Raw genomic sequence first — 23709 nt, 5'->3', positions numbered from 1 at the left:
GTCGAAGGCTGTCGTGGTCCGCTTCGTGGTCGTGGGCGTGCATCGCGGTCCCCTCCTCGTCGATGGGTCTCGGTCCACGATGCCCCCACCCCTCGCTGCACGGACCGGCGGACCGAGCGGCTCATGGGGCATCGAACCCTGCCCTTCCGGGCACTCAGGCGAGCATGGCGTGGTAGCGGCCGAACTCCTGCTCGACGCAGAGCCGCCCCAGCTTGCGGTACTCCCGCTGGACCGCCATGACCACCTGGGCCATCGTCACCGGCGAGTCGGCGTTCGCCGCGAGGTAGGCCGCAGTGACCGCGGCCGAGCGGATCCCCCCGCCGCTCAGTTCGAACGACTCCGAGCAGAACTCGAGATCGAGGGACTCCGACTGTGGCAGGGGGCGCAGGCAGTTGCGCCAGAGGACCAGTCGTTGGCCCGCGTCGGGCATCGGGAAGTCGACGATCACGTCGAGGCGACGGGTGAAGGCCTCGTCGATGTTGGCGCGGAGGTTGGTCGCGAGGATCGCGAGGCCGTCGAAGCTCTCCATGCGCTGCAGCAGGAACGCGCTCTCGACGTTCGCGTAGCGGTCATGGGCGTCCTTGACCTCCGAGCGTTTCCCGAACACGGCGTCGGCTTCGTCGAAGAGGAGCACCCCGTTGACGCCGGCTGCCGCGTCGAAGATCCGGTCGAGGTTCTTCTCGGTCTCCCCGACGTACTTGTCGACCACCGTGGCGAGGTCCACGACGTAGAGATCGAGCCCCAGCTCACCCGCGACGACCTCGGCGGACATCGTCTTGCCCGTCCCCGAGTCCCCGGCGAAGAGGGCCGCGACACCGAACCCCCGCCCGCCTCCCGGGCGCATCGCCCAGTCGCCGAGAACGCGCTCGCGGTGGCGGGCGCGGGCCGCGACCTCCTGCAGCGCAGTCATCGTCGACACCGGCAGGGCGAGGTCGGTCCAGCCGACGGCCGGCTCGACACGGCGTGCGAGTCGCTGCAGGGCGCTGCCGTTCTCTCCCCGGGCACCGGCTCGCACGTGCTCGACGGTGACCCGGCGGTCGTCGGCGATCCGGGCCTGGAGCCTCGCTGCCTCCGCCGCACGCGCGACCTGGGTCGGGCGCATGAGGAACTGAGACGTGGCGTCGCCGGCGTCGAAGTCGACATCGGCGTCGGCCAGGACCTCGCGCCACAGGGATCCACGCTCGGACAGGGTGCTCTTCGGCACGTCGACGAGCAGCGGCACTGCCGCTGACCAGGCGGGGTCCCACGAGCACGAACCCACGAGCAGCACAGGCAGCGGAAGAGGGCTGAGGGCGGAGAGCAACTCGGCACTCATCCCTTTCTCCGACACGGGCCCGGCGAGCACACCCGCGCGGGTCAGGCGGGCCTCGCGGGCCACACAACGTGCTGCCGCCGCGGCATCGGAATGGCGGCCGAGGGCCTCGAGGTCGACACACACCGAGCGGAGCCCCAGACGTGCGAGGGCGTTCGCGGCCACGAGCATGCCCGAGCCGGTCGGTGGCTCTCGCAGGTAGACGAGCTTCGTGCCCATCGCCAGGGCGTCGGCCAGCTCGGTGCCGTCCCCCCAGTCGACCTCCGGCACAGGACGCAGGATCTGGGCCACCAGCTCGTCGGGGACGTCGATGCCGAGAAGGTGGGCGAGGACGCGGTCGGGCACCCTGAGGGCCCGGCCGGGGAACGGTCGGTCGAGGTCCTCGACCACGACGAGCCCACACGTGATGAGCGGACCGCACGAGAGCCGCTCACGACCCGCCACGGAGGCAAGCGCCACGCCGCACACGGCCAAGGCGACGGCGACCGAGGGCCGCCGCCGCGTCACGTCGTCGTTGAGGTAGCCGAAGAGCTGCTCGAAGCGAGGGTCGAGGTCACAGGCGACCGCGACGAGCAGCAGGTCGACGTCGAGCGGCGACAGCCGGCACGTGGCGGCCAGGGCCTCGAGCCGGCTCGTCGACCCCGGCTCGGAGACGACGGTCTCGCGCGCGGGGAGCCGCTCGACGAGCCGCAGCAGTGACTCCGGCTCGCCGTCGAGCACACGGTCGATGGCGTCGTCGCTGAGGTAGAGGCCGCGGAACGGGTCGTCCGGAGCCGGGTCGGTGGACCGCTTGAGCGCGACCAGCGCTCGCAGGTGCTCCTCCAGCCTTCGGAGCCGGGTCAGGAGCTCGGCGACGTCCGACGAGCCGGTCATCTCGCACCTCGCCGGGGCCGCGACCTGGGCGGCTGCCCCGCCGCCCCCTTGACCGTGATGGGCCGAGAACCGGTCCCGTCGTGTGCCTCGGCACCGTGCGCGCCACGTGGAGGTGCGACGTGCTTCTGGCGTCGTGGGTCCCGGCCACCGCCGGAGCGGTCGGCGAGGTCGACGATCGGACCCTCCTGCACCGGTGGACCGGCCGGGAAGTCGATGCCGATCTCGACCGGCGCGATGACGACGAGGTCGAGCGAGGGCTTCAGCTCTCCGCCGAGCGAGGACCACACGTCCGCGAAGCCACGATCCTCGGGTGGCGGCAGACCGACCGAGACGGGCACCGGGAGGCCCGCCTCGGCGATGGGCCCGACGACGAGCTCCGGGGGGAGCGCGTCGTACTTGAGGAAGCAGCGCAGCAGGGACGACAGGAGCCGGTGCTCGTCCTCGGGCCGCTGTGTCCACGCGGTGACGAGGTAGGACATCTTGAAGTGCCGGGGCGCCGGCCGCCTCCGGACGACCGACCCGTCCGGCCCGCGAACGTCGACCCAACCCCGCTCGCGCCGCCGGAGGTCCTCACGGATGTCGTAGAGGTAGACGTCGATCGTCGGGGCGTTGCGCCGGGCCGCCCAGTCCTTGGTCGGCGCGTCGAGGACGACCTCCACGTCGGAGCCGTCGAGGACGTCGGAGCGGATGAGGCCGCGCAGGGCCTCGTCGATCGCGGAGATCATCGTCAGTTCCTCTCGATGAAGGAGGGTGGCGCGACGCTGCGGGGAGCGACGAGCAGCTCCACCTCGACCGGCTCGAACTGGTCGGCGAGGACGCCGGTGGCGACGAGGCGTCGTACGCCCAGCCGGTCCCGGCGGAAGACGATGATCTGCACGTGCGGGATCGTTCCGTCGGCGGCGACCGTCGCCGGTGCCATCCGCTGCATGATCCCGACGTCCCAGCTCAGGACGACCTTGGCCCCTGGGGGGAAGTCGGTGCCGGTCGCCACGGTGACACCGTTGGGCGTGGCGACGTTCGGCGAGAGGCGGAGTGCCGGTTGACGGACCGTGAGCGCCGCCGTCGCGCGGTCGTTGCCCGGGACGGGGTCCCGCGGGGCGCCCGTCACCGTGGCCGTCACCTCTCCCACTCCTGCGGCGACGAAGCGGGTCCCCGCGGTGAAGGTGACCGACTGGCCCGGGGTGAGGGGGCCGACCGGACATGAACCGGTCCCCGTGAGGCACGGCCGCGGCGCCGTCACTGCGACGAGAAGCTCCGGGTGGCGCAGGGTCAGCGTCGCCCCGGTGGTGGGCTGCGGTCCGGCGTTGCGCACCGTGACCGTGGTCGTCCCGGCGCCGCCCACGTAGCCGGGCGTGGTCGTCGCGACCGTCACCGCGAGGTCGGCGACCGCCTCGCGGATGGTGACCGTCGCTGTCGCGACATTGTTGTCGGGGTCCGGGTCAGCGGTCGGTGAGGAGACTCGCGCCGTGACGGTGTGCGCGCCGACGTCCGGGCCGGTGACCGCCCACGACCGGACAACCGTCTGCCCCGGGGCCAGCGGGCCGACGTCGCAGGTGAGGACCTGGCCGGAGACGAGACACCCGCTCGGCGTCGCGGTCGAGGCCAGCAGGGGAGGCAGCTCGATGCTCAGGACCGCGATGGGGGCCGGCTGGGGGCCGCTGTTGGTGACCTCCGCCTCGAGGACGCTGTCGAGCGGCTGCACCCCCGCGGGCGGGCTCGACGCCAGGGTCACCGCGAGGTCGGCCACGCTCTCGCTCACGGTCACCGTGACGCTGGCCATGTTGTTGTCCGGCGCCCGGTCTGCGACGGAGGTGGACACCGAGGCCATGACCTGGTGAGCCCCGGTGACCGTCCCGGTCGCCGGGAGGCCGAAGGTCCTCTCCGCCCCCGCGGCGAGCGCGTCGACGAGGCAGGCGAACTCGCGCCCCGAGAGGGTGCACCCGGGTGGGGCGTCTCCGGGCGTCAGGCCCGGAGGGATCTCGACCCGCAGGGTGACGTCGGTGGCGCCCGCCGGCCCGGCGTTGAGGGCAGTCGCGTCGAGGACCGTCGCGAACTCGGGCGCCCCGGCGTCGGGTGTCGCCGTGATCCGCACCGCGACGTCCGCGAACGGCTGCCAGGCGGGCTCGGTCTCGGGGCCGCGGTCCTGCGCGACGGTGCGCAGTCCGGTGCCGTCCGGCCGTAGGGCGTAGATGCCGCTCTGGTCGGGCTGGCCGCTTGGCTGACCTGCCACCGCCAGCTCGGTCCCGTCTGGAGACCACGCGGGGTCGGTCGCGCGGGAGAGCAGGTGTCGGGACGGCGTCGGGCTGTCGTCGGCGGTGAAGCCGGTCACGGCAGCACTGTTCGCGACCGTCTCGGGACGATCCGCCACCGCGTCGTCGTCGGCGTCGGTCAGGGTCGCGAGCCGGACGTCGCCAAGGTGCTCGTACGCCACGCGGAGCCCGTCCGGCGACCACGCCGGCACGCGCCCTTCGATCGGCGTGGGCACGCACACCCTGGTCGGGGGGCAGTCGGGGTCGGCAGGGACGACGACGTGCGAGCCGGCGCCGGTCGAGGCGTCGATGACCCAGAGGTGGCTCGGCGCCGACGGCGGCGGAGCCTGGTCAAGAGCACGAATCGCGCTCGGTGCCACTGGAGCCAGCGGAATGGTCAGCGCAGGGCCCGCCGGCCGGGTGGGCGGCGTGCGCTGGGGACGGTTCACCGGTGGTGAACCGATGTCGGTGAAGCTTCCGAAGCTCGTGTCCTCGGATCGGTTGTCGGTCGTCACGACCTCCCTCGGCAGCGTCGGCACTTCGGCGCTCACGAGGACCTGGCCCTCCTCGGTCAGTTCGATGGGCACGGCAAAGCTGGTGGATGCTCCGGGGGCGAGGTTCGCGACGTCGCAGTGGGCCGTCGCAGACGTGTCCTGAAGGCAGCCGTCGGCAAGGCCTGTCGGGAACACCACCCGTCCCGTCGAGGACGGCGGCGCCCCCGCGACGAGGCGCACGGTGAAGGGGCCGGTGCTGGAGGCCCCCTCAGCGTTCGAGAGCGTCACCGTGGCGTCGGTGCGGGTGAAGAAGGAGGAGGGGAGAGTCAGGGCCACGGCCACGTTCGGCGGTGGCGGTGGAGGCGGGGGCGGCTCGGGCTGGACCGGAGTGGTGCCGGTGGCGGAGTTGTTGTCCGTGACGAGCTCGAGGGGGAGGGGAGGCACGCTCGCGGTCACGGATGCGCGGCCACCGCTGGTGCCGATGACGGTGAGCTCGAAGGTGGCGCTGTCGTCCGGGTCCAGGGGGGCGACCGCGCAGTCGACGGTGGTCGCCGAGCCCCAGGTGCAGTCGCGGGGCAGCCCGGAGTCGGGGAACTCCAGCCGTCCGCCGGATGATGTTGGGGCATCAGCGACGAGAGTGACCGTGAAGGGGCCCGTCCGGGTCGCGGTCGGGGCGTTGGAGACGGCGACCGTCACGGTCTCGGTCGTGCGGTAGCCGACGTCCGGGGGCATCTCGAGGGACACCGACACGTCCGGTGGCTCGGTGACGTCGACGGCGGCCTCGGCCCGGTTGTTGCCGTCGTCCGACTCCACCTCGGACGTGACGACCTGGGCGCTGATCGTCGCTGCACCCGCCCGGTCCGCGGTCACCGAGACCGACACGTCGGGGGTCGCGCCCGGAGGCAGCGGCTCGTAGTCGCACTCGAGCCTGGTCGGCAGGACCTGCCGGCAACGCTGGTCGGTGGTCGCGATGGGCAGCGACGACGTGACGTGCAGCGTGGCGCCCTCGCGGGAGGCCCCGCCGCCGTTGGTCACCGCGAGGGTCGCGAGGAACGTCGTGCCGCGGACGGCCGTGGGCGGTGCGTCCACCCTGACGGACAGGTCCGGGTAGGGCACGACCCGCCGGGCGATGAGCAGCCGCGTCCCGTCGGGCGACCACGACGGGCTCTCGTCCCAGAGCGAGGCGTCCACCACCTCGGCCGACACGCGCGTGGCCACACCGGTCGCGACCGTCGCCACGAAGACCTGGGAGCCGGCGAGGCCCTCCTCCGGCTGGAGCTGGCGGACGAAGGCGATCCGGGTGCCGTCGGGCGACCACGCCGGCTCGAGGTCCAGGGCCTGCGGCGGGCGCGCGAGAAGCAAGGCCCGCACATCGCTGCCGTCCGCTCTGGCCGTGACGATCTCACGCCCGCTCGCGGCGGTCCGGGAGTACGCCATCCGCGTCCCGTCCGGCGAGTAGGTCGGCGACGACTCGTCGCGAGGGAGCCTCTCCTCGTCGATCTCGACCGTCTGGTTCGCGACGACGCGCCGATCCGTGCCGTCCTTCGCGACGACGTCGCTGACGTTGGCCCTGTGGACCCGCCTCGTGTAGACCGCGTCTGTCTCGACGTCGTACGCCGCGGACGTGAGGGCGAGATGGGACTCGGCCCTCCCGGCCTCGGCGGAGATGGGCTCCACGGTCTCGGGGTCGGCGAGGAGGCTCAGCACCCCCGAGTCGGAGAACTCGGCCTGCAGGGGCACCCGGAACACGTCACCGAACGGGTCGTCCCTCGTGCTCGTGAACCCGAGACGCATCGAGCCGTCCGACTCCGCGAAGACCGCCTCCGTGCTCTGGACCGGTGACCCGTCGGGCCAGAGGGAGACCACGGGAAGGACCTCGGGATCCTCGATGTCGAGCGGTCCGATGAGCGCGAGCGAACCGTCCTTCCGGTACTGCGTGGTCGTCAGGGCGATGTGCCACTCATCCCGCTCGCCTTCGGTGACGAAGAAGGCGCGTGGCTGGGTCTCGGCGGCCGGTCCGTCGGTCAGCCTGACCGCGGCGCTCTCCGGGACGGCTTCCCCCCGGGCAGCCAGCGCGACGGCATACAGGTCGCCCAGCTCGCCCGGGTCACCCGGCTCGCTCCCCGGTACCGTCCGGCTGAACGCCAGCGCGTCGTCACCCAGCCACGTCGGCCACAGATCGAGGCCCGGCCCCGCCGTCACCTTGACCCGCGGCATGTCGGCGCAGGGCAACGGATCGCCGGGCCCATCGCTTCCCTGCGGCACCGCGGCAAGCCAGGACACCCAGATGTTCCAGTCCCCTCCGTGGTCCGAGGCGTAGGCGACCTTGGTCCGGTCGGGGGACAGGACCGGGTGCGTCTCGGTGGCGGTGTCGCACGTCAGCCGCCGGGGGTCGCGGTCGAGGAGCAGGGCCGCACCGGGCGCGGGGGCAGAGACGACGTCGTTCCCACCGGTGCGCAGGTACACCTCGCCGAGGGGGTGGTCCGAGGTGCTGACATGGACGAGGTCGTCGTCGGAGAACGACGCCTCACCCGTGTGGGTGGCCCCGGTCGCGAGCAGTCGTCCGTCGCCTGCGCAGTCCCACTGCTTCGCGGTCGCGCAGCCGGAGCCGGACTCGTGGGCGAGCTCGTCGCTGTCGTCGGTGAAGGCGAGGCGAGGAGCGTGCACCGTCGGTGGAGCCAGAGCGGGGAGCGCGGTGGGCGCCGCCCACGCCGCCCACGGCGCCCGCGACCACGGTGCGAGCGCAGCGGTCGGCGGGGAGGCCGCGAGCGCTGTCAGGCACAGCGCGAGGCCACCCGCGAGCGCGGCAAGGCCGCGGCGTCTCGACCGGCGCATGCGTCACTCCCTTCCAGCACCAGTCCCACGGTCCTGCTCGACGACCCGGTGCGCGACCTCGGCCGGACAGCCTTTGGGGCAGTCGGTGGCGCGCGAACGGGCAGGGGCCGCGGCCACGTCAGATCAGTCCCTGACGCAGGGCATACGCGACGGCGTGCGACCGGTTGCGCAGCTGCAGGCGGGTGGTCACGTCGTGCAGCACGTTCTTGACCGTGCGCTCGGAGTACGCGAGCTCTGCCGCGATCTCGCACGTGCTCAGGCCCTCCGCGACGAGGCGCAGCACCTCCAGCTCACGCGTCGCCAGCCCGGTGAAGGTGAGCCCGCGAGGGGAGAGGACCTGTCGCTGGAGCTGGCCCACCTGGTCGAGCAGGCGTCCCAGGAGGTCCGGCGGCACGCTGCCCTCTCCGGATGAGGCCCTCGTGACGACGTCGACGAGCCGCTCGGGCGTGGCCTCGCTGCGCCGGACGAGCCCGACGACCCCGACTTCGACCGCCGAGACGAGGTCACCGTCCTCGAGCGTGCTCGCGACGAGGACCGTGCGACAGACCCGTTGGCGCTGCACGATCCGCAGCAGGTGGATGGCGTCCTCGTCCATCCGGTCGACGACGATGATCGCCACCCGCGCCCGGTCCATCTGGTCGGCGCGCAGGACCTGCACCTCCGGGCGGTGGCGCAGCTGGCTGGCGACCCCCGCCGCCGAGATCGGGTCGCGCGCGTGCACGACGACTGGTACGCACTCCATGAGTCCTCCTCTGGACGTCTGCCCGGCCAGCCCGCTTGCCCCCGAGCAACCCTTACGACGCCTGGCAGCATGCCGGGGCACGCTCTGCGTGCACTCAACAAGGACTCAACGGGCAGATCAGGTGCCCTGAAGTTCGCTCCGAAGTTCGGTGACGGCTCGCCGCCGCCATGGGACACCTGTGAGGTGAGCACTGTTGCGCAGCTCGAAGTCGACTCGGTGACCGTGGAGGCGGGAAGCCGCGTCTCGGTGCCTCTCAACGTCAGGAACACCGGCGAGGTGGTGGAGGACTACCTCATCGACATCGTCGGTGTGCCGTCCGCGTGGACCACGGTCGAGCCCGCCCACTTCACCCTCTACCCCGGGACCGCACAGGACGCCACCGTCGACATCCACCCACCGCGCTCGTCCGAGGTGCCTGCCGGGGCGCTGCAGTTCGGAGTCCATGTCGTCCCGACGGAACACCCCGACCAGGCGGTCGTGCCTGAGGCCGTGGTGGAGGTCCTGCCCTACCTCGACACGACGGCCGAACTCGTGCCGCGCACCACGCACGGGCGTTTCGGGGCCAAGCACCAGGTGGCGATCGACAACCGCGGCAACGTCCCGGTGACGGTCGTTCTCGTGCCGACCGTGGACAGCAATGCCCTGAAGGTGACTGCCAGCCCCGAGACCCTGACCGTCGACCCCGGCATGGCGGCGTTCGCCGACCTCAGGGTCGTGTCGACCGAGCGGCTCTGGCGCGGCAACCCACGAACGCTGCCCTTCTCGCTCGTCGTGGCACCGCAGGGCAGCCCGGAGGTGCGGCTCGAGGCCGCCCACGTCCAGGACCCGGCCCTGCCGACGTGGCTGCTCAAGGCGCTGCTCGCCGCGCTCGCCCTGGTGCTCCTGCTGCTCGCGCTGTGGTTCCTCGTCCTCCAGAAGACGATCGAGTCGGCGGCGGCGGGTGCGGTGGAGGAGCCGGTCAAGCAGGCCCAGGCGGATGCGGCGGCAGCCAAGCAGGCGGCCGACCAGGCAGGTGCGGCGCAGACTGAGGCGGCGGGCTCCGCCGGCGAGGCCAAGAAGGTCCTCGACACGCTCAAGCCATCAGGTGGCGCGGCACCGACAGCGGCACCGTCACCGACCGTCCGGCTCGTCACGCAACCGGCGTCGGGTCGGCTCACGGTCAGCGCAGCCGCCGGTCGGGCCGACAGTGACACCTTCCGGGTGCCGAGCGGCGGGCGCCTCACCCTGACCGACTTCGTTCTCGAGAACACGCAGGGCGACAGCGGGCTGCTCACGATCACCCTGGCCCTCCCGGGTGACGCCGACCGGGTCCTGCTCCGGCAGGCGCTGGAGAGCTTCCGGACCACGGACTACCACTTCGTGACGCCGTTCGTTGCACCCGCTGGGGCGACCCTGGAACTCAACGTGAGGTGCAACCGGGTCGGCACTCCACCGGACCAGACCCCCGCTCCCACGTCGTGCAGCAATGCCCTGACCTACGGTGGGCAGCTGACCGAGCAAGCCTCGTAGGGGCACCGACCACCTCCCTCGCCGGCTCGACTCAGGCGGACTGCCGGGTCATCCCCTCCGATGACTCCCACAGCGCCTCGGCGAGGGTGTCGTCGTGGGCCGCCGGGGCGGAGCCGGCGACCCGCTGCTTCTCGTAGTAGGCGCCGCGCTCCCAGTCGGTGCCGGGGGTCGACCGGGCCAGCCACACGAGCTGGGCCGCACCCTTGTCGGGCGAGGTGAGGACCAGCCGGTTGAGGACGGGCGTGTGGTAGAGCAGCCGCATGAGGTGGGTGGTGTCGCTGGCGAAGTTCGTCGCGACGACGCCGGGGTGGAAGGCGACGGCTGAGATGCCGTCCGCGCCGTGGCGGCGGTGCAGCTCGCGGGTGAAGAGGATGTTCGCGAGCTTGCCGTTGCCGTACGCCTTCTGTGGCGAGTAGGCCGTCTCGTTCTGCAGGTCGTCGATGTCGAAATGGCTGAAATGCCGCGCCGCGGCACTCGCGGTCTGGATGACCGTCGCCCGGCTGGCCCTGAGCGTCGGCATGAGCAGCTCGGTGAGGAGGAAGCCGGCGAGATGGTTCACCTGGAACGTCTTCTCGAACCCGTCGCGCGTGATGGCCCGCCCGCCCATGATCCCTCCGGCGTTGTTGGCCAGCACGTCGATGCGCGGGTACGCCTGCCGCAGCTCGTCGGCGAGCCGTCGCACCTGGGCGAGGTCGGCGTAGTCGGCGACGTGGAACGGCACCCCGAGGTCCGCGGCCACTGCGGCGGTCTTCTCGGGCGACCTGCCGACGATGACCACCTGGTGGCCGGCAGCACTGAGGGTGCGAGCGGCAGCCGCACCGATGCCGTCGCTGGCGCCGGTGATGACGATCGTGCGTGAGGGGGTGTCGGGGTTCACGGTGCTCCTGGTGACGGGTGACGGGGACGGCCCCGCCACGATGTCACGTCCAGAGGTGGACGGCCGCCGCGACGCCGGCGACGACGACGAGGCCCCGCAGAACGGGCTCGGGGAGGCGGCGACCGAGGTGCGAGCCCGCGTAGCCGCCGACGACCGACCCGGCCGCGCGTCCGCGATCGTCCACCGCGACACCGACCACGCGCCGGAGATGGCGCTGGCCCAGGGGGTCCGTTCGCTCGACCTGCTCGCCCACGGCCTCGTCGACCGCATCGTCCCCGAGCTCCCGGACGCCGCCGTCGGACCCGAGGCGTTCTCCCTCCGCCTCGGGTCCGTCCTCCAGCACGAGCTCGCGACGCTGCTGGCGGTCGACCCTGCGGCTCGCCACGAGGCGCGGCTCGAGCGCTTCGCACGCCTCGGACGGCTCCCGGTGTCGGCGACGACCTGAGCGGACGCGAAAGCCCCTGACCAGCATCTCTGCTGGTCAGGGGCTTTCCACTGCTGGTCGGGGTGACAGGATTTGAACCTGCGACCTCTTCGTCCCGAACGAAGCGCGCTACCAAGCTGCGCCACACCCCGGCAGTTCGCGGCACCTTCCGGCACCGCGACACCCGAGGATAACCGACGCCTGCCCCCCTCCTGAAATCCGATCACCACCGGGCATGCTGAGCCCATGGGGTCCAGCAGGGGGGTCGGCCGAGACGCGCTGCGCGCGGCGGCAGCAGCGGTCGCGCTCGGGGCCGTCGCGTCGCTCTCCGGGTGCAGCCAGGCCACGCCCGACGAGGCCGCCGTGAGCGCGGCGGTGTCGCGCCTTCCCGGCGTCCGTGCGGTCGATGCGTCGTTCACCGCGCGCAGCCTCGGCAACTCGGGCGACCAGCGCCTCCAGGTGACCCTGGCCCCCGGCACCGCGCCGAGCCGGGTCGAGGACCTCGTCGACGACGTCCGTCGCGAGGTGGACGAGGTCGAGCACGGCACCGAGTACGACGAGTTCGTCCTCGTCGACGAGAGTGCGCGCCGGGACGAGGCCGATCTTGTCACCTCGTCGTTCGGCTACGGTCGCGCAGCGGTGACGAAGGGCCTCGCCGAGCGCTGGGCGACGGCGGTCTCGAGGACGCCACCGGGCGGCATACGGCTGCAGTCCTGGCCGGACGCGCGGCCGGTGAGCGCCTCGATCTCGTCGCACGAGCCGGTCTCCGCCTCCCTCGCCTGGGTGCTCGCCAGCGGTCTGGGCGAGCTGTCCTGGGGCCTCGTCGAGTACCAGACGGGCACCAGCCCCTATGCCCGCTTCTCGCCCGACGGACCGCTGACGCCGGCGATGGTCCGGGACTGGGTGGCGATCGAGGAGACGTATGCCGGTGAGGAGGGCTGCGCCGTCGTCTCCCGGGCGGTCGTCGTCGAGGACCACGACGGCCTGCGAGAGGTGCGCGTGTCCGTCGCGGTCCCCGGTGTGGCCGGCGCGCTGACGCCCGGCGCGGACGGCGCTCTCGTGTGGCCGACGGTCGACGCGACCTACCGGACCCGGCCGCCGGGGCACGGTTTCGAGCTCCAGCTCCACAGGGACGACCACCCGCAGGGTGAGCTCGTCGATGCCGGCAGGGGCGACGCCGGCTGGGAGGCCGCCCATCGCCAGCGCTTCCCGGCTGCGGTCAGCGCCCCACCAACGTGAGCAGTGTGGCCTCCGGGCGACAGGCGAACCGGGCGGGCGCGTAGGGCGAGGTCCCGAGGCCGGCCGAGACGTGGAGGTAGGCCGCGCCCTCGGGCGCCGCTGACGACGGCGCCGAGCCGGCCCCGGGCCACCAGCGCGAGAGCCCCTTCGCGCGGCGGCGGTCGAGGTCGCAGTTGGTGACGATCGCGCCGAAGACCGGGAGCGCGAGCTGCCCGCCATGGGTGTGCCCGGCGAGGACCAGACCGGCGCCGTCGGCCGCCATCGCGTCGAGGACGCGCTGGTAGGGCGCGTGCACGAGACCCATCGTCAGCGCGACGTCGGTGGCCGCGGGACGGGACACCGCGGCATACCGGTCCCGCTCGATGTGCGGGTCGTCCACGCCGACGAGCTCGACGCGGTGCCGACCCATGGTCACGGTCGCGCGCGCGTTGTCGAGGTCGGACCAGCCGCCCGCGCGCAGCCCGCCGACGAGCGCGTCCACGGGCAGGTCCCCGCGCGCCGCCTTCGGGGGACGGGCGTGCCGGCGGGTGAGATAGAGGGCCGGGTTCCTCGGGACCGGGGCGTAGCGGTCGTTGGAGCCGAGGACGAAGGCGCCGGGGAAGTCCATGAGCGGTTCCATCGCCCGCAGCAGCGCCGGCACGGCATCGACGTGGGAGAGGTTGTCGCCCGAGTTGACGACGAAGTCCGGCGCCAGGTCGGCCAACCGGCGCACCCACTGGATCTTGCGCTCCTGCCCCGGGAGGAGGTGAAGGTCGCTCACCTGCAGGACGCGCACCGGCGCCGATCCCGGGGGCAGGACGGGGACGGTCGCGGCGCGCAGGGCGAACCAGTTGCGCTCGACCAGCCCGGCGTACGCGACGCCCGCGACCCCCGTGCCGACCACTGCGGCGAGGGAACGGAGCACGGTCCCGGTCGTCGACGTCATCGGGCCAGTATCGCGGTTGCGGCTGGGTGCGAGACTGGGGCCATGACCGACTCGACCGTCAAGACCACTCTGCGGAGCGACCTCCACGACGCCATCCGCAGCCAGGACAAGGTTCGCTCGGGCACGCTGCGGATGACGCTGACCGCGATCACCAACGCCGAGGTCGCGGGCACCGAGGCCAAGGAGCTGACCGACGACGAGGTCCTCAAGGTGATCGCCAAGGAGGCCAAGAAACGCAAGGAGGCGTCGGTGGCCTACGTCGGGGCGGGCCGTGCCGAGCTCGCCGCCATCGAGGACGCCGAGCTCGCGGTGCTCGAGGCCTACCTCCCCCAGCAGCTCGGCGACGACGACCTGGAGCGCATCGTGCGCGCGGCCGTCGCGTCGACCGGGGCGACCGGGATGGCGCAGATGGGCCAGGTGATGAAGGCGTCCCAGGGCGAGATCGCCGGTCGCGCCGACGGTGGACGCGTCGCCGCGATCGTCAGGAAGGTCCTCGCCGGCTGACGGACCAGCTCACGGGCGCGTCGGAGGCTTCGGCGGCTTCGGCGGCTTCGGTGGCTTGACGCCGGGCGTCGGATCCGGTGCGACCGGCGTCGTGACCCGAGTTGTCGGCTGCGTGAACGTCTGGCGCGGTTGCGTCCGGGCCGGAGCGGTCGGGGTGCTCTCGTAGCCCCGGGAGATGAGCAGGGTGACGACGCCACCCTTGGGCGCCCGCGCGCCCGGGCTGGTGCGGGCGACACGCCCCTCGTCGACCTGGCTGTCGACCATGGCACCGACCCTCACCGTGAAGCCCAAAGCCTCGAGCTTGGCCCGGGCCGTGCCCACACTGTTGCCGACCACGTCCGGCAGGGGGACGTAGTTGCCGTTGCGGACCGCAGCCGAAGGCGGCGTGAAGTTCACGACGGGCAGGCCGGCGGTGGCGGCCTTCATGATCTCCCCCCAGACCGGGCCGGCGATGGTCCCACCGAAGACACTCCGCTTGCAGCCGTAGGTGCCGAAGCACTTGCCGTTGAGGGTGGTGAGGTCACCCCGCGCGTTCTTGGCCACGATGACGTTGCCGACCCAGACCGAGGCGGCGCGCTGCGGGGTGTAGCCGACGAACCAGGACTGGTTGTGGTTGTTCGTCGTACCGGTCTTGCCGGCCGCGGGCCGGCTCTCGTCCCAGGAGCCCCGGGCGGTGCCGCGGGGATCCCGCAGCGGCCCCTGGAGCAGGGCGTTGACGCCGTCGGCGATGTCAGCGCGGACGACCTGCTTGCACGACGTCGGGGGGACCGCGACGGGCTTGCCCCCGGCGGAGGTGATGGAGGCGATGGGGGTCGGCTCGCAGTACTTGCCGCGCGCGGCGAGGGTGGCGTAGGACGCGGCGATCGTCATCGGCGTCATCGTGCCGGCACCGAGGGTGATCGAGGCGACCGAGTCGTAGATCGGCTTGCCGTCTCCCTGGTGGACGCCCATCCGACCCATGGTCTCGTGGACCTTCTTGCATCCGACGTCGATGACGAGCTGGCCGAACGCGGTGTTGATCGACTCCGCCGTCGCCCGGGCCAGCGACATCTCCCCACCGCTGCGGTAGTCGTTCTCGACGGACCAGTCCTTGTCGGAGTTGCAGCGGCCCTTCATCTCCGCACGGGTGAACGAGTGCGGGTCCTCCGGGGAGGCTGAGGGGGCGTTGATCGTGCCGTCGAGCGGCATCCCGGACTCGAGGGCAGCCACGAGGGCGTAGGTCTTGGCGGTCGACCCGAACTGGTAGCCGAACTGGCTGCCGCCGTAGCGCTGGTCCACGTTGAGGTTGAGCTGGCTCTTGGCGAAGTCGGTCGACTGGGCCATCGCGAGGATCTTGCCGGTGCCGGGCTCGATGACGGTCGAGGCGGCCCCGAGGTTGCTGCGGTTGCCGATCGGCACGGCCTTGGTCAGCTCGCGCAGCGTCGCCTGCTGGAGCTTGGGGTCCAGGGTCGTCGTGATCGTCAGGCCACCCTGGTTGATGTTCTTGAGCCGCTCGGCCGGGGTCTTGCCCAGCACGGCCATCTGCGGCGACTTCTGGAGGTACTCCATCATGTAGGCGCAGAAGAACGGCTCGGCCGAGCGCTGGCAGACGCCCTTGGGCGGCTTGCGGTTGCCGAGCATGTTCGCGACGGGGATCTTCTTGGCGGCGGCCACGTCCTTGGCGGTGGCCATGCCGAGGACCTGCATGCGGTCGAGGACGGCGTTGCGCCGGGTCTGCGACTGCTTGGGGTTCTGCACCGGGTTGTAGGTCGTCGGCTGCTGGACGATGCCGGCGAGCAGCGCGGACTGGACCAAGGTGAGCTTGCTGGCGCTGATGCCGAAGTAGTTCTGCGCCGCGGCCTCGACGCCGTAGGCCTGGTCGCCGTAGTAGACGAGGTTGAGGTAGCCGGTGAGGATCTGCTCCTTGGTGTAGTTGCGCTCCACGTCGAGGGCGTACTTGAGCTCCTGCAGCTTGCGGGTGTAGGTCTTGGCGACGGCGGCCTTGGCGGCGTCCTTGTCGTCGCGGCGGAGCGCGTTCTCCTGCAGCGTGATCTTGACGTACTGCTGGGTGAGGGTCGAGGCGCCCTGCACGTCACCACTCTGGAAGTTCGACACCATCGCCCGGGTGAAGCCGCGCACGTCGAGGCCGCCGTGCTCGTAGAACCGGGAGTCCTCGATGGCGATCTGCGCCTTCTGCATCCACGGGGAGATGTTCTTGAGCGGGACGATGATGCGGTTCTCGTCGTAGGGGTTGGCGATGAGCTTGCCGCTGGCGTCGAGGATGCGGGACTGCTGCGCGAGCGGGGAGACCGAGAACTCGCTCGGGAGGTCGTTGAACGCCTTGACGCCACTCTTCGTGGCGCTGCCCCCGGCCCCGATCGCGGGAATGGCGAGGCCGGCCATGAGCAGGCCCATGAGGACGCTCAGGACGACGAGCCCCGTCAGCAGACGGAGCACGTGGGCGAGATTGTGGGCACGGCCATCCATGCCAGCAGGGTAACGCGCGAAGTTGTGGCCTCGGCCGAGGCGCACCCGGGGGCCCCTCGGCCGTCCGCCCTTGCCATGGCCAGACAGTAACTAGTACTTTATAGCCATGTAACTAGTCCCATTTTCGTCATGGTGACGCGTACAGCCACTGCCTAGTTTTCCCCTTAGCGCCATTCGGGAGGGAATGGCCTCAGCCAAGGGACAAGACGCATGACGATCGCGACAGCACCATCCAGCACCACCACCGCCTACAGCACGTCCGACTGGTCCACCCGGGGAACCTGCGTGGGGACCGACCCCGACGCCCTCTTCGTCCAGGGCAAGGAGCAGCGCGCGGCCAAGGTCGTCTGCCGGGGTTGCCCGGTCGCCCTCGACTGCCTCTCCGACGCTCTCGACAACCGTACCGAGTTCGGTGTCTGGGGCGGTATGACCGAGCGGGAGCGCCGGGCGCTGCTGCGCCGCCACCCCGAGGTCCGCTCGTGGCGGGGAGTGCTCAGCAAGTCCATGGGCCGCCCGCAGGCCTGACCCCCCGACCGGTCCCGTCCCGCGTGGGGACGGACCGGTCGGCGTGTGCCGGACCGCATCGAGCCGGACCGCCGTGTGCCGGGTCAGCCGGAGAGCAGCCGGCCCACCTCGCGCAGGCCGTCGAGGTCGTGGACGTCGGTGGCCGCGGCGGCCACCGACGTCATCGGCACGTCGGGGTGGTTCGCGGCGAACCTCGACACGACGCCGTGCTGGCGCGCGGCCGTCGACGCGAGGTCCGCGTGCAGCCCCAGGAGCCCGGCGGTGAGGCTCTCGCCCTCACCGGCCTCGATCAGCTGCTCCACGCCGTCCTCGGCGCGGGACGCCGAGAGGGCACTGGCGCCGAGCGCCTGGAGACGGTTGACGACGACGCCGGCGAGCGGCATACGTTCCGCGCCGAGACGGTCGACGAAGAAGGCGGCCTCGCGGAGCGCGTCGCGGTCCGGGGAGGCCACGACGACGAAGGCCGTCGTGTCCTCCTTGAGCAGGGCGTAGGTGACGTCGGCCCGTTCGCGGAAGCCGCCGAACATCGTGTCCAGCGCCGCGACGAACGTCTGGACGTCCATGAGGAGCTGGCCACCGAGGACGCGGCTCACGGTGCGCTGGGCGAGGTCGACGCCGACGCTGAAGACCTTGAGGTAGGCGCGGCCACCGGCCTTGGCCGGGGCCATGAGCAGGCGGACGAAGCGCCCGTCGAGGAACGAGCCGAGTCGCTTGGGGGCGTCGAGGAAGTCGAGGGCGGACCGGGACGGCGGGGTGTCGACGACGATGAGGTCCCACCTGCCGTCGGCGACGGCCTGGGAGCGCAGCTGGCCGAGCTTCTCCATCGCCATGTACTCCTGCGTGCCCGCGAACGAGCTGGAGACGGCCTGGTAGAACGGGTTGGCGAGGATCTGCTCGGCCTTGTCGGGCGTCGCGTGCGTCTCGACGACCTCGTCGAAGGTCCGCTTCATGTCGAGCATCATGGCGTCGAGCGAGCCACCGGCCGCGAGGTCGACGCCGGCGACCGGCCGGGGGGTGTTGTCGAGCTCGGTGAGCCCGAGGGCCTGCGCCAGGCGGCGGGCCGGGTCGATCGTCAGGACGACGACCTTGCGCCCGGCCTCGGCGGCGCGGATCCCCAGGGCGGCCGCGGTGGTCGTCTTGCCGACCCCGCCGGAGCCGCAGCACACGATGATGCCGACGCCCGGGTCGGCGAGGAGGGCGTCGACCTCGAGGCGGGGGTGCTCGGTGTCCTTGCGGGCCGTCATCAGCGCACTCCCTGGTCGAGCAGCTCGTCCGCGAGGACGGCGATGCCGCCGTCCTCGACGCCGTCGGTGAGGGCGGGAAGCTCGATGACCGGCCGCCCGGCGGCCGCGATCTCCGCGGCCATGTCGTCCTGGAGGTCGAGGCGCAGGGCGTGGTCGCGACCCTCGCTCACCAGGCCCTTGACCATCGGGCCCGTCGGGCGCAGCCCGGCGCTCGTGAGCTCCGTGCGCAGGGTCTCGTCGAGGTCGTCGTCGCTGCCGGCGAGCGCGGTGAGATGCGCGGGGGAGAGGTGGGGCTCGCGGATCTGGTTGACGACGATCGCGCCGAGGTGGAGCCCGGCGGCGGCGAGATCGCGCAGCCCGTCGAGGCTCTCCTGCACCGGCATCTCCTCGAGCAGCGTGACCATGTGCACGAGGGTCCGCGTGTCTCGGAGCATGGCGGTGATCGAGTCGGCCTGCGAGCGGATCGGCCCGACCTTGGCGACGTCGGCCAGCCCGGCGTTGACGTTGAGGAAGCGCACGGCCCGCCCGGTCGGTGGGGCGTCGACGACGAGCGCGTCGTAGTGCAGGCCGCGCTGCTTGGAGCCACGACCGCCCCTGGGGCGACCGGCGGCCTCGTAGATCTTGCCGGTGAGGAGGACGTCGCGCACGCCGGGCGCGATGGTCGTGGCGAAGTCGATGGCGCCGACCTTCTCGAGGGCCGAGCCGGCGCGGCCGAGCTTGTAGAAGAGCTGGAGGTACTCCAGGAGGGCGGCCTTGGCGTCGATCGAGAGGCCCCACAGCTCGCCCCCGCTGTGGTGGGCGACGAGCCGCACCTCCTCGACGCCCAGAGGAGCGACGTCGAACGTCTGCGACAGGCCCTGGCGGCCCTCGACCTCGATGACGAGGACGCGCTTCCCGGTGCTGGCCAGCGCGAGGGCGAGCGACGCGGCGACCGTGGTCTTGCCGACTCCCCCCTTGCCGGTGACGACGTGGAGTCGGGCCGCCGCGAGGTCGGCGAGGACGGGGGAGGGCACGGGGCAACCCTACGATGCACGCGCACTAGGGTGGTCGGCATGCAGAAATGGGAGTACGCCACGGTGCCGCTCATGATCCACGCGACCAAGCAGATCCTCGACCAGTGGGGCGAGGACGGCTGGGAGCTCGTCCAGGTCCTCACCGGCCCGGACGGCAACGGTCTCGTGGCCTACTTCAAGCGCCCGAGGGGAGCCTGACGATGAGCGCCGTCGAGGACCGCCTCGCCGAGCTCGGTCTCACGGTGCCCGACGTCGCGCCGCCCGTCGCGGCCTACGTGCCGGCCGTCCGGGACGGGTCGCGGGTCTTCACCTCCGGCCAGCTGCCCATGGTGGCCGGGGCGCTCGCCGACACCGGCAAGGTCGGCACGGGCGACGGCCACGTGTCGCCCGAGCGTGCCAAGGAGCTCGCCCAGATCTGTGCCCTCAACGCGATCGCCGCGGTGAAGTCGGTCGTCGGTGACCTCGACAAGGTCGAGCGGGTCGTCAAGGTCGTCGGCTTCGTCGCCTCCGACCCGGCGTTCACCGGCCAGCCCGGCGTCATCAACGGAGCCAGCGAGCTGTTCGGCCACGCCTTCGGGGACAAGGGCGTCCACGCCCGGTCCGCCGTCGGCGTCGCGGTCCTCCCCCTCGACGCACCCGTCGAGGTCGAGGTCATCGTCCACGTCGCCGACTGACGACCCCGTATGCCGTCCCGCGAGTTCGCTGCCCCGCGCTCGGCCTCCTGGGAGGAGACGGCGCGCGCCTGGCTGGCCGAGCCCCACGACGGGCTGGTGCCGCGAGGTGCGGCGACCGTGCTCGTCGTCCGCGACACCCCTGAGGGTCCGTCGGTCTTCGTGCAGCGCCGCGTGCCGACGATGGCCTTCGCGCCCTCGATGTACGTCTTCCCCGGTGGCGGGGTCGACGACGAGGACGCCACCGCCGAGCTCGACCCGGTCGCGATCGAGGCGCTGGCCCACCTCATGGCACTCGACGTCGCGACCGCCCTCCCGCTGGTCGCCGCGGCCGTCCGCGAGGTCGAGGAGGAGTGCGGCCTGCGACTGTCCGTCGCCGACCTCGTGCCCCGGGCGCACTGGGTCACGCCGCCGTTCGAGAAGCGGCGCTACGACACGTGGTTCTTCGCGGCCCCTCTCCCGCAGGGGCAGGAGGCGCTCGGGACGACGAGCGAGACCGACCTCGACGCGTGGGTCCTCCCGCGCCGTCTCCTCGCGGCATACGCCGAGGGTCGGGCGGTGATGCTGCCGCCGACGGTGGTGGCGCTGGAGCAGCTGGCCGAGTTCGGGTCGGTCGCCGACTTCCTCGCCGACCGGCCATCGATCACGCGGATCGAGCCCGTCCTCGTCGACCTCGGCGACCGCCTCGTCATGCGCTCTAACCTCCCCTGACGCCCGGACCTTCCGTGGCCGTCGGGTCAACCACAGGCGCGGGGTGGCAGGGTGGGCGCATGGCGGCATGGACGGGCGGGCAGGTCACGACGCGGGCGCACTGCGTCCTCGCGCCGAACCCCGGTCCGATGACGCTCGACGGCACCAACACGTGGGTCCTGCTCGAGCCGGGGTCGACCGAGGCGCTCGTCATCGACCCCGGGCCGCTGGACGAGGGTCACCTCCAGCGGGTGTGCCGCGTGGTCGCCGACGCCGGGGCGCGGGTCACGGAGACGATCCTCACGCACGGTCACCTCGACCACGCCGAGGCGGCGCCGCGGTTCGCCGAGCTCACCGGCTCACGCGTCCGCGCGGTCGGCCGCGGGCACGACGACCTCGCCGACGGTGACGTCCTCCGAGCCGGGTCGCTGGAGCTGCGGGTCGTCGCGACCCCCGGCCACACGTCCGACTCCGTCTCGTTCGCCCTCGCCGCGGACCACGCGCTCCTCACCGGCGACACCGTGCTCGGCCGGGGCACCACGGTGGTCGCGCACCCCGACGGTGAGCTCGCGGCATACCTCGCGTCGTTGGAGCGCATCGCCGACCTCACCGGCAACGGCGAGGTGAGCGCGATCCTGCCGGGCCACGGCCCCGTGGTGCCGGACGCCTCGGCGATGGTGGCGTACTACCGCACGCACCGGCAGGAGCGGCTCGAGCAGGTCCGCCAGGCCCTCGCCGACGGCGCGGCCACGGAGGCCGACCCGGTCGAGGGTGTGCTCACCCGGGTCTACGCCGAGGTGCCGCGCGAGGTGTGGCCGGCGGCACGGATGAGCATCCGCGCGCAGCTCGCCCACCTGGGCGCGCGCCACTGACGCACGGGCGGGTCAGCGGGCTCGGCGCTGGAGCCGCTCCATGTCCTGCACGAGGACGGCCCGCGCCTCGAGCCGCAGCCACCCCCGGGTCGCGAAGTCCGCGAGCGCCTTGTTGACCGTCTCACGGGAGGCGCCGACGAGCTGGGCGAGCTCCTCCTGGGTGAGGTCGTGGCTCACCATGACACCGCCGTCGACCGGCCGGCCGAAGCGACCGGCGAGGTCGATGAGCGCCTTGGCCACCCGGCCGGGGACGTCGGTGAAGACGAGGTCGGCGAGGGACTCGTTGGTGCGGCGCAGCCGGCGCGCGAGCGCGGCGAGCAGCGTCGAGGCGGCGTCGGGGCGGTCGGTGAGGAACGCCTTGAGCTGCTCGTGGGTCAGCCCGACGACCTGGGTCTCGGCCACCGCCGTCGCGGTGGCGGTGCGGGCGCCGGGGTCGAAGAGGCTGAGCTCGCCGAACATCTCGCCCGGGCCGAGGATCGCGAGGAGGTTCTCGCGGCCGTCCGCGGAGGAGCGGCCGAGCTTGATCTTGCCCTCCCCGATGACGTAGAGCCGGTCGCCGGCGTCGCCCTCGTGGAACAGGACGTCACCGCGCTCCATGTGCTGAAGGGTCATCGAGGCGATGAGGCTCTCGGCCGTCTCGTCATCGAGGGCGGCGAAGAGCGGGGCTTTGCGCACGACGTCGTGGTCCACGCGCACAGTGTGCCATGCGCGGTCACGCCGCCGCCGGTGTCGCCGGAAGCCCGTCGGTGCCGGGTCGTAGTCTGGCGGGCGTGCCTGTCACCACCACCGCGTATGCCGCAGAGTCACCGGTCGCGCGCACGCGCCGGGCCCGCCGGATCTACCGCGCGCTGGTCGAGCGCTACCCCTACGCGCACGCCGAGCTCGACTTCGCGTCCCCGCTGCAGCTCCTCGTCGCCACCGTGCTCTCGGCGCAGACGACCGACGTCACCGTCAACAAGGTGACGCCCGAGGTCTTCTCCCGGTGGCCGTCCGCGCAGGCGCTCGCCGCCGCCGACCGGGCCCAGATGGAGGAGGTCCTCAAGCCGACCGGCTTCTTCCGCGCCAAGACGAACTCCGTCATCACGCTCAGCCAGGCCCTCGTCGACCGGTTCGGGGGAGAGGTGCCGCCGCGGCTCAAGGACCTCGTCACCCTGCCCGGTGTCGGGCGCAAGACCGCGAACGTCGTCCTCGGCAACGCCTTCGGGGTGCCCGGCATCACCGTCGACACCCACTTCGGCCGGCTGGCGCGACGGTTCGGCTGGACCGAGGAGACCGACCCGGTCAAGGTCGAGCACGAGGTCGGTGCGCTGTTCCCGCGCAAGGACTGGGTCATGCTCAGCCACGTCCTCATCTTCCACGGGCGGCGCACGTGCCACGCCCGGCGCCCCGCCTGTGGGGCGTGCCCGGTGGCGCGGCTCTGCCCGTCCTACGGCGAGGGCGAGACCGACCCCCGGGTGGCGCTCACGCTGCTCAAGTACGAGCTGGCCCCCGGCGCCGAGCTGCCCGACCCGCCCCCGGGACCGCTGCCCGGCGAGCAGCGCGGGGAGTCGTCGTGACCGCTGCCCGCCCGGCCTGGCTGGAACGCGTCATGTCCGAGGTCGAGCGTGAGCAGCCGGAGGCCTTCGAGATCTTCGCTCCCCCGGTCGACCCGGAGCGCCGTTCGGCGGTGCTCGTGCTCTTCGGTCCCACCGACGACGGTGGCGTCGACGTCGTGCTCACCGCGCGGTCGCGGGACCTGCGCGCGCACCCCGGCCAGGTCTCGTTCCCCGGTGGCCGGGTCGACCCGACCGACGCGGGTCCGGTCGAGGCGGCCCTGCGCGAGGCGCACGAGGAGGTCGGCATCGAACCCGCGAGCGTCGACGTCGTCGGGTCGATGCCGCCGCTGTTCCTCACGCCGAGCGGCAACGCGGTCACCCCGGTGCTCGGCTGGTGGCCGACGCCCGGCAGCGTGCGAGTCGTCGACCCGGCCGAGGTGGCGCAGGTCGAGCGGGTTCGCCTGACCGAGCTCGTCGACCCGGCGCGGCGCTTCACCGTGGTCCACCCGTCGGGCTACAGCGGGCCCGGGTTCGAGGCCAGCGGCCTCTTCGTCTGGGGCTTCACCGCGATGCTGCTCGGTGCGGTCCTCGACCTCGCGGGCCTTGCCGAGCCGTGGGACGCCGAGGTCGAGCGACCGATCCCCGAGCACATCCTGTCGGACTGGCTCCGTCACCGCCGCTGACCGGCATACGCCCGCCCCCCCGCCCCC

General features: G+C 72.5%; 21 protein-coding genes and 1 tRNA gene. 11 read left to right on the top strand and 11 right to left on the bottom strand.

Annotated features, from left to right (window positions below; translation table 11 throughout):
- Window positions 1-154 precede the first annotated feature (154 nt).
- The 4 genes from N801_RS09320 to N801_RS09305 form a co-directional block, all read right to left on the bottom strand.
- Window positions 155-2185: an AAA family ATPase gene (locus N801_RS09320; protein ID WP_035936737.1), complete on the bottom strand. Its 2031-nt coding sequence runs from the start codon at window positions 2183-2185 to the stop codon at window positions 155-157.
- Complete coding sequence (locus N801_RS09315; protein ID WP_084108580.1) at window positions 2182-2910, bottom strand: Pvc16 family protein; 729 nt, start codon at window positions 2908-2910, stop codon at window positions 2182-2184. The genes N801_RS09320 and N801_RS09315 overlap by 4 nt, the downstream gene beginning before the upstream one ends.
- Before the next feature lie 2 nt (window positions 2911-2912).
- Complete coding sequence (locus N801_RS09310) at window positions 2913-7763, bottom strand: DUF11 domain-containing protein (RefSeq protein ID WP_035936734.1); 4851 nt, start codon at window positions 7761-7763, stop codon at window positions 2913-2915.
- A gap of 118 nt (window positions 7764-7881) precedes the next feature.
- The gene (locus tag N801_RS09305) at window positions 7882-8505 is read right to left on the bottom strand and encodes a response regulator transcription factor (protein WP_035936731.1); all 624 of its coding nucleotides are present in this window, start codon (window positions 8503-8505) and stop codon (window positions 7882-7884) included.
- 183 nt (window positions 8506-8688) lie between these two features.
- Between N801_RS09305 and N801_RS09300 the strand changes: the two genes are divergently transcribed.
- Window positions 8689-10014: a COG1470 family protein gene (locus tag N801_RS09300; RefSeq protein WP_035936727.1), complete on the top strand. Its 1326-nt coding sequence runs from the start codon at window positions 8689-8691 to the stop codon at window positions 10012-10014.
- Window positions 10015-10045: 31 nt separating this feature from the next.
- Here N801_RS09300 and N801_RS09295 read toward each other — a convergent pair whose 3' ends face one another.
- Window positions 10046-10891, bottom strand: coding sequence for an SDR family NAD(P)-dependent oxidoreductase (locus N801_RS09295; protein ID WP_035936723.1), 846 nt, complete (start codon window positions 10889-10891; stop codon window positions 10046-10048).
- A 10-nt stretch (window positions 10892-10901) separates the two neighbouring features.
- On the opposite strand from N801_RS09295, the gene N801_RS21355 reads away from it, so the two are divergent.
- Window positions 10902-11336: a hypothetical protein gene (locus N801_RS21355; RefSeq protein WP_211254699.1), complete on the top strand. Its 435-nt coding sequence runs from the start codon at window positions 10902-10904 to the stop codon at window positions 11334-11336.
- A gap of 54 nt (window positions 11337-11390) precedes the next feature.
- Here the strand turns inward: N801_RS21355 and N801_RS09285 are convergent.
- Window positions 11391-11467 (bottom strand) — tRNA-Pro (locus N801_RS09285).
- A 94-nt stretch (window positions 11468-11561) separates the two neighbouring features.
- On the opposite strand from N801_RS09285, the gene N801_RS09280 reads away from it, so the two are divergent.
- The gene (locus N801_RS09280) at window positions 11562-12554 is read left to right on the top strand and encodes a hypothetical protein (protein ID WP_035936716.1); all 993 of its coding nucleotides are present in this window, start codon (window positions 11562-11564) and stop codon (window positions 12552-12554) included.
- On the opposite strand, the gene N801_RS09275 is transcribed toward N801_RS09280, so the two are convergent.
- The gene (locus N801_RS09275) at window positions 12535-13479 is read right to left on the bottom strand and encodes a metallophosphoesterase (RefSeq protein WP_035936713.1); all 945 of its coding nucleotides are present in this window, start codon (window positions 13477-13479) and stop codon (window positions 12535-12537) included. The two genes, N801_RS09280 and N801_RS09275, sit on opposite strands and share 20 nt — an antisense overlap.
- A gap of 42 nt (window positions 13480-13521) precedes the next feature.
- Here N801_RS09275 and N801_RS09270 point away from each other — a divergent pair, with 42 nt between their 5' ends.
- Window positions 13522-13983: a GatB/YqeY domain-containing protein gene (locus N801_RS09270; protein WP_035936711.1), complete on the top strand. Its 462-nt coding sequence runs from the start codon at window positions 13522-13524 to the stop codon at window positions 13981-13983.
- Window positions 13984-13992: 9 nt separating this feature from the next.
- On the opposite strand, the gene N801_RS09265 is transcribed toward N801_RS09270, so the two are convergent.
- On the bottom strand, window positions 13993-16449 hold the full coding sequence (locus N801_RS09265; RefSeq protein WP_035936708.1) for a penicillin-binding protein: 2457 nt from the start codon (window positions 16447-16449) through the stop codon (window positions 13993-13995).
- Window positions 16450-16659: 210 nt separating this feature from the next.
- Here N801_RS09265 and N801_RS09260 point away from each other — a divergent pair, with 210 nt between their 5' ends.
- Window positions 16660-16974, top strand: coding sequence for a WhiB family transcriptional regulator (locus N801_RS09260; RefSeq protein ID WP_052112797.1), 315 nt, complete (start codon window positions 16660-16662; stop codon window positions 16972-16974).
- 83 nt (window positions 16975-17057) lie between these two features.
- Here the strand turns inward: N801_RS09260 and bagB are convergent, their stop codons facing one another.
- Window positions 17058-18218 carry an ArsA family ATPase gene (bagB, locus tag N801_RS09255; protein ID WP_035936705.1) on the bottom strand — a complete coding sequence of 387 codons (1161 nt, stop codon included), beginning with the start codon at window positions 18216-18218 and terminating at the stop codon, window positions 17058-17060.
- Complete coding sequence (gene bagA, locus N801_RS09250; RefSeq protein WP_035936702.1) at window positions 18218-19231, bottom strand: ATPase BagA; 1014 nt, start codon at window positions 19229-19231, stop codon at window positions 18218-18220. The genes bagB and bagA overlap by 1 nt, the downstream gene beginning before the upstream one ends.
- A gap of 39 nt (window positions 19232-19270) precedes the next feature.
- Between bagA and sp36 the strand changes: the two genes are divergently transcribed.
- Genes sp36 through N801_RS09235 form a run of 4 tightly spaced genes read left to right on the top strand, consistent with a single transcriptional unit; the run spans window position 19271 to window position 21464 of the window.
- Window positions 19271-19429, top strand: coding sequence for a Sp36 family protein (gene sp36 / locus N801_RS20685; protein WP_156996655.1), 159 nt, complete (start codon window positions 19271-19273; stop codon window positions 19427-19429).
- A gap of 2 nt (window positions 19430-19431) precedes the next feature.
- The gene (locus N801_RS09245; protein WP_035936700.1) at window positions 19432-19905 is read left to right on the top strand and encodes a RidA family protein; all 474 of its coding nucleotides are present in this window, start codon (window positions 19432-19434) and stop codon (window positions 19903-19905) included.
- A gap of 9 nt (window positions 19906-19914) precedes the next feature.
- Window positions 19915-20613 (top strand): NUDIX hydrolase, encoded by a 699-nt coding sequence (locus N801_RS09240; RefSeq protein WP_035936699.1) that lies wholly within the window; start codon window positions 19915-19917, stop codon window positions 20611-20613.
- A gap of 59 nt (window positions 20614-20672) precedes the next feature.
- Window positions 20673-21464: an MBL fold metallo-hydrolase gene (locus N801_RS09235; protein ID WP_035936697.1), complete on the top strand. Its 792-nt coding sequence runs from the start codon at window positions 20673-20675 to the stop codon at window positions 21462-21464.
- A 12-nt stretch (window positions 21465-21476) separates the two neighbouring features.
- Here the strand turns inward: N801_RS09235 and N801_RS09230 are convergent, their stop codons facing one another.
- Window positions 21477-22154 (bottom strand): Crp/Fnr family transcriptional regulator, encoded by a 678-nt coding sequence (locus N801_RS09230; RefSeq protein ID WP_035936696.1) that lies wholly within the window; start codon window positions 22152-22154, stop codon window positions 21477-21479.
- 80 nt (window positions 22155-22234) lie between these two features.
- Between N801_RS09230 and nth the strand changes: the two genes are divergently transcribed.
- Together nth and N801_RS09220 are read left to right on the top strand one after the other, a co-directional pair.
- Complete coding sequence (gene nth / locus N801_RS09225) at window positions 22235-23020, top strand: endonuclease III (RefSeq protein ID WP_035936785.1); 786 nt, start codon at window positions 22235-22237, stop codon at window positions 23018-23020.
- Window positions 23017-23682 (top strand): NUDIX hydrolase, encoded by a 666-nt coding sequence (locus N801_RS09220; RefSeq protein WP_342666915.1) that lies wholly within the window; start codon window positions 23017-23019, stop codon window positions 23680-23682. Before nth ends, N801_RS09220 begins: the two co-directional genes overlap by 4 nt.
- The last annotated feature ends 27 nt before the right edge of the window (window positions 23683-23709 follow it).

The organism is Knoellia aerolata DSM 18566, assembly GCF_000768695.1.
Taxonomy (GTDB): Bacteria; Actinomycetota; Actinomycetes; order Actinomycetales; family Dermatophilaceae; genus Knoellia; species Knoellia aerolata.
Note: the sequence above shows the minus strand (reverse complement) of the source record. Positions and strands in the feature narration are given on the sequence as shown.